Origin of the sequence: Streptomyces solincola (assembly GCF_002982015.1) — a bacterium.
In the GTDB taxonomy this organism is placed as follows: domain Bacteria; phylum Actinomycetota; class Actinomycetes; order Streptomycetales; family Streptomycetaceae; genus Streptomyces; species Streptomyces solincola.
Genome location: NZ_PVLV01000130.1, coordinates 1 through 5,387 on the forward strand (window position 1 = coordinate 1; position 5,387 = coordinate 5,387).

General features: G+C 74.8%; 4 protein-coding genes. 3 read left to right on the forward strand and 1 reads right to left on the reverse strand.

Annotation, left to right across the window (positions count from 1 at the left end; all coding sequences use genetic code 11):
* Window positions 1-352 precede the first annotated feature (352 nt).
* The 3 genes from C6N75_RS10670 to C6N75_RS10680 all read left to right on the forward strand — a co-directional run bounded on the left by C6N75_RS10670 (window position 353) and on the right by C6N75_RS10680 (window position 4,864).
* Window positions 353-1,354 carry an SCO0930 family lipoprotein gene (locus C6N75_RS10670; protein WP_105868631.1) on the forward strand — a complete coding sequence of 334 codons (1,002 nt, stop codon included), beginning with the start codon at window positions 353-355 and terminating at the stop codon, window positions 1,352-1,354.
* Between the two features lie 505 nt (window positions 1,355-1,859).
* On the forward strand, window positions 1,860-2,672 hold the full coding sequence (locus C6N75_RS10675; protein ID WP_105868632.1) for an SAM-dependent methyltransferase: 813 nt from the start codon (window positions 1,860-1,862) through the stop codon (window positions 2,670-2,672).
* Window positions 2,669-4,864: a putative bifunctional diguanylate cyclase/phosphodiesterase gene (locus C6N75_RS10680; RefSeq protein ID WP_105868633.1), complete on the forward strand. Its 2,196-nt coding sequence runs from the start codon at window positions 2,669-2,671 to the stop codon at window positions 4,862-4,864. Before C6N75_RS10675 ends, C6N75_RS10680 begins: the two co-directional genes overlap by 4 nt.
* 21 nt (window positions 4,865-4,885) lie before the next feature.
* On the opposite strand, the gene C6N75_RS10685 is transcribed toward C6N75_RS10680, so the two are convergent.
* On the reverse strand, window positions 4,886-5,387 hold a 502-nt coding region (locus C6N75_RS10685; protein ID WP_146132541.1), incomplete at its 5' end, for a LysR family transcriptional regulator substrate-binding protein.

Consider the following 5,387-nt stretch of genomic DNA (forward strand, 5'->3'; position numbering starts at 1 on the left):
CCGCGACCGCCACCGCGTGCTCCGGTCCGCCCGGACCGATATGGGCGATCGCGCAACTGTCCGCCGCCGCGGGCGCCGGGACCGCGAGCAGGCAGCCGAGGGCGGTCGCGGCGAGGACACGGCCGGCATGGGAGGCATACACGCCGACGAGCATGGGCGGGCGGGTGCGTCCCCGGCAGCCGAACCGCCCTCCATTCCCCTGATGGAGGTACCCGGAGGCGCCGGCGGCTTGCCGGTCGCCCGGAAAAAGTCGGCCGGGCGTTGAACGCGCGAAGCCGCCCGGCCCGTACTCAAGGCCATGAACGGCACGCCCGGGCGTCGCCAACGTACCCTCACCACACGGGAGTTGCACATGAACACCTGGCGGAACGCCTCGCTCGCGCTCACCGCGGCGGCCGTACTGACGCTGACGACGGCGTGCGGCCAGGACGACGGCGGCCAGGCGCCCGCGGGCTCCGTCGGCGCGGCCGCCCCGGCCGGCGCGCCCGCCGACAACGCCGGCGGCTACGGCTCCGGCTACGGCTCCGCCGGCGGGGCCAAGACCGAGGCCGCCCCGGCCGGCCAGTTGGCCGTCGCCGAGGACGCCAAGCTGGGCGAGGTGCTCACCGACGCTGAGGGGCGCACGCTCTACCGGTTCGACAAGGACTCGGCCAACCCGCCCAAGTCGGCCTGCGAGGGCGACTGCGCCACGGCCTGGCCGGTGGTCGCCGCCGAGGGCGCCAAGGCCCCGGCCGGCGTGGACGCCGCCCTGCTGGGCGAGGTGACCCGCGCCGACGGCGTCAAGCAGCTCACCGTCGACGGCTGGCCGGTGTACCGCTACGCCAAGGACACCCAGCCCGGCGACGTCAAGGGCCAGGGCGTCGGCGGCACCTGGTACGCGGCGGCCCCGGACGGCAAGAAGGCCGCGCCGGAGGCCGGTTCGGGCAGCGCCGGGGACGCCGAGGAGGGCGAGGCGGGCGCCGGCGAGGACGCCGAGGCGGCCCCGGCCGACCTCCCGGGCCTCTCCGTGCGCACGGACCCCGATCTGGGCGAGATCGTGGTGGACCGGGCCGGGATGACGGTCTACCGCTTCCAGAAGGACTCGGCCTGGCCCATGAAGACCGCCTGCACCGGCGCGTGCCTGAAGAAGTGGCCGGTCGTCGCCCCGGTGGACAAGAACGACACCGAAGGCGTCTCCACCAAGGGCAACGTCACCTTCGCCCGCCCCGACGGGCTGAAGCAGCAGACCATGGACTGCTGGCCGCTGTACACCTTCGCCGGCGACAAGAAGCCCGGCGACACCAACGGCCAGGGCGTGGGCGGCACCTGGTGGGCGGTCTCACCGCAGGGAAAGTTGGTCGGAGCGTCCAAGTAGAGTCCCCACGCGCGCTTCCGACCACGCGGGGCCTGGAGGGAAGGCCGGGCCCCGCCGTCCCGGCCGCGCCCCGGCCGGGACCCGCCGGCCCGTCCCCGCACCCGCGGCGGACGGGCCGGTCGGCGTGCCCGCCCCGCCCGCGTCGGCCGTCCGGCCGCCGCCGCCTCCGCTCTCCGCCGCGGCAGCCCGCCCGATAGGGCGTCCTGCGCGTCTCGGGCGCCCTGCGCGCCGTGCGTCCCGTCGCGCCGCCGGCCCCCGGCGCCACCGCCCGGGCGCCGCGGGAGGATCGCCCGCGGCGCCCGGGCGGTGGCATGGTGTCTGTGGCGGGCGGGCCCCGGCACCGGAGGATCGCACGTGCCACCGGTCTGGGACCGGGACGTGTGACCAAGAACGGATCCCTAATTTCCGTTTCCTCTCGCCCTCTTGGCGGGCGATCAGTAGCCTCGGCTCGAACACCCGGCCACATACGCGGCCTTGTGGCCATGGCGACCTGTGGGAGAGAACGATGGAGCGTCCCGCCTGGGCCCCGTCCGGCATCGACATATCGGTACCGAGCGTGTCCCGGATCTACGACTACTACCTGGGCGGTTCGCACAACTTCGAGGTGGACCGCGAGGCCGCCCGCAAGGCGATGGAGTTCGTGCCGGGCCTGCCCAAGGTGATGCAGTCCAACCGGGCGTTCATGCGGCGCGCCGTGCGCTTCGCGGTGGACGAGGGCGTCACCCAGTTCCTCGACATCGGCTCCGGCATCCCGACCTTCGGCAACGTCCACGAGGTCGCCCAGGCCGCCAGCCCCGACGCCCGGGTGCTGTACGTGGATCACGACCCGGTCGCCGTCGCGCACAGCGAGGCCGTCCTCGCCGGCAACGCCGCCGCCGCCGTGGTCGCCGCCGACCTGCGCAAGCCGGCCGACGTCCTCGGCAGCCCGCAGGCCGCCCGGCTGCTCGACCTCGACCGGCCGGTGGCCCTGCTGCTGGTGTCGGTGCTGCACTTCGTCGAGGAGCAGGACGAGCCGCACCGCGCCGTCGCCGAGCTGCGCGACGCGCTCCCCTCCGGCAGCCTGCTGATCCTCACCCACGCCTCGTACGAGACGATGCCGCTGCCCCAGGAGACCGTCGGCGGCGCCGTCGGCGTCTACCGGGACATCCGCAACCCCCTGGTGATGCGGCCCAAGGACGAGGTCGCCCGGTTCTTCGACGGCTTCGAGCTGGTCGCCCCCGGCCTGGTCAAGCTGCCCGAGTGGCGCCCGGAGACCCCGGTCGAGCAGGAGGACCCCTATGCCTTCTCAGGGTTCGCAGGGGTGGGGCGCAAGGCGTGAGCATGCCCGCACGACCCTCAGGCTCCGGCGCGGAGCCGGAGGAACCGGCGGACCCGGACCTCGTCCTGGAGGACCGGATCCGCCGCTTCGCCACCATCTGGAGCCGGGCCATCTTCCCGGTCACCGCCACCTCCCTGACCCGGCCGGAGTTCGAGGGGCACCTGCTGCCCTGGGTGCGGGAGCTGAGCGGCGCCCTGCACCGTCGCCCCTTCGACACCCAGCCGGCGCACCGGGTCGGCGCCGCCCTGGTGGACGCCCACTGCACGGACCCCGACGCGCTCAGCCGCACCCTCGGAGTGGTCGACTCCTACCTGGTGCTCTACTGCGGCCGCCCCGGTGCGGAACCGGCCGAGGAGCTGCGCGCCCGCTGCGCCCGGCTGCAACACGCGCTGGCCGCCGGCTTCGCCCGCGGGCTGCGCCAGCGCACCCTCACCGAGCAGGAGGCCATCGCCCGCTCGGCGCTCGCCGCCCGCGCCGCCGCCGAAGAGGCGCTGCACGCCACCGAGGCCCGGTTCCGCGCGGTCTTCGACGGGGCCGCCGTCGGCATCGGCATCGCCGACCTGGACGGCAACATCCTGGAGGTCAACGGCACCCTCACCCGGATGTTCGGCGGCCTGGAGCACCACCTGCGCAACCGCAACGTCACCGACTGGGTGCACCCCGAGGACGGCCCGCAGGTCTGGCGGATGTACGGCGAGCTGATCCGCGGCGAGCGCGAGAACTTCCGCGTGGAGAAGCCGTACTACCGCGGCGACGGCACGGCCCTGTGGACCAACCTGTCCGTCTCCCTGCTGCGGGACGCCGAGGGGCGGCCGCAGTACCAGTTGGCCCTGATGGAGGACACCACCGAACGCCGGCTGCTCAACCTGCGGCTGCGCTACGAGGCCACCCACGACGCCCTCACCGGCCTGCCCAACCGCACCCTGTTCTTCGAGCGCCTGGACAAGGCGCTGGCCGCTGCCGGCGGCGACGCCCGATTCGGCCTGTGCTACCTGGACCTGGACGGCTTCAAGGCGATCAACGACAGCCTCGGCCACTCCGCCGGCGACCGGCTCCTGGTGGAGGTCGCCGACCGGTTGCAGAGCTGCGCCACCCGGCCCGGCGAGATGGTCGCCCGGCTCGGCGGCGACGAGTTCGTGGCGCTCACCACCCGCCCCGTCGGCCAGGACGACGAGACCGGCGAGCTGGCCCGGCGCATCCTGTCGGTGCTCTCCGTGCCCATCCGGCTGGACGGCCGCGAACTGACCGTCCGGGGCAGCATCGGCCTCGTCGAGGGCCCGGCCGGCGGCGAGCGCAGCCCCGCCGAGGTGCTGCGCAGCGCCGACATCACCATGTACCGGGCCAAGTCGGCCGGCGGCAACCGCTACGAGCGCGCCGACCCGGAGGCCGACGCCCGCGCCATCACCCGGCACGGGCTCACCACCGCGCTGCCCGCCGCCCTGGAGCGCGGCGAGTTCTTCATCGAGTACCAGCCGCTGGTCCACCTCGGCGACGGCACCGTGCACGGCGCGGAGGCCCTGGTGCGCTGGTGCCACCCCCAGCACGGGGTGCTCGGGCCCGACCGGTTCATCCCGCTGGCCGAGCACACCGGGCTGATCGTCCCGCTCGGCCGCTGGGTGCTCCAGGAGGCGGTGCGCCAGGCCCGCTTCTGGAACCGCAGCCACTCCGACGGCGGCCCCCTGCGGATCAACGTCAACCTCTCGCCGACCCAGCTCCACCACCCCGGGCTGGTCGCCGACACCGTCGACGTGCTGGAACGTTCCGGCCTGGACCCCGGGGCGCTCTGCCTGGAGGTCACCGAGTCCGCCCTGATCGGCGCGGACGAGGACCTGCTCAAGCCGCTGCGCCAGTTGGCCGAGATGGGCGTCGACATCGCCCTGGACGACTTCGGCACCGGCTACTCCAACCTCGCCAACCTGCGGCGCCTCCCCGTCAGCGTCCTGAAGCTGGACCGCTCCTTCACCCAGGGCATGCAGACCCACCCGGTCGACCCGGTGGACCTGAAGATCGTCGAGGGCATCGTCTCGCTCGCGCACAGCCTCCAGCTCACGGTCACCGTCGAAGGCGTCGAGACCGGCGCGCAGGCCGAGCAGCTCCGCGAACTGGGCTGCGACACCGCCCAGGGCTGGTACTACGCCCGCCCCGGCGCCCCCGACCGCATCCACTCCCTGCTGCTGGCCGACGCCGTGTGACCGTCCCCGGCCGCGCCCCGCTCACGCCTCGCGGTCGCGCGCCGCGCCGCCCGGCAGCGTCCGCAGCAGCACCCGCATCAGCTCGCGGGCGGCGCGCGGCGGGGCCACGTCGCTGCGGTGCGCCAGCCCGATGGTGCGCCGCAGCCCGGGCGGGGCCAGCGCGGTCACCCGCAGGTCCCGGCCGGCCCGGGTCGCCACCATGCTCGGCACCACCGCCACGCCCAGACCGGCCCGGACGAAGCCCAGCACCGCGTCCATCTCGCCGCCCTCCACCGTGAACGACGGCTCGAAGCCCTCGGTCCGGCAGGCCGCCACGGTCAGCTCCCGCAGGTCGTAGCCGTGCCGGAACATCACCAGCGGCCGCCCCTCCAGGTCCGCGATCCGCATCGGCCGGCCCGGCACATGCCCCTCCGCCCCCGGAGGCGACACCACGACCAGGTCCTCGTGCAGCAGCTCGACCGTGGTCAGGGCGGGGGCGGGCTGCTGCACGAGGACCTGGTCGTGGTGTCGCCTCCGGGGGCGG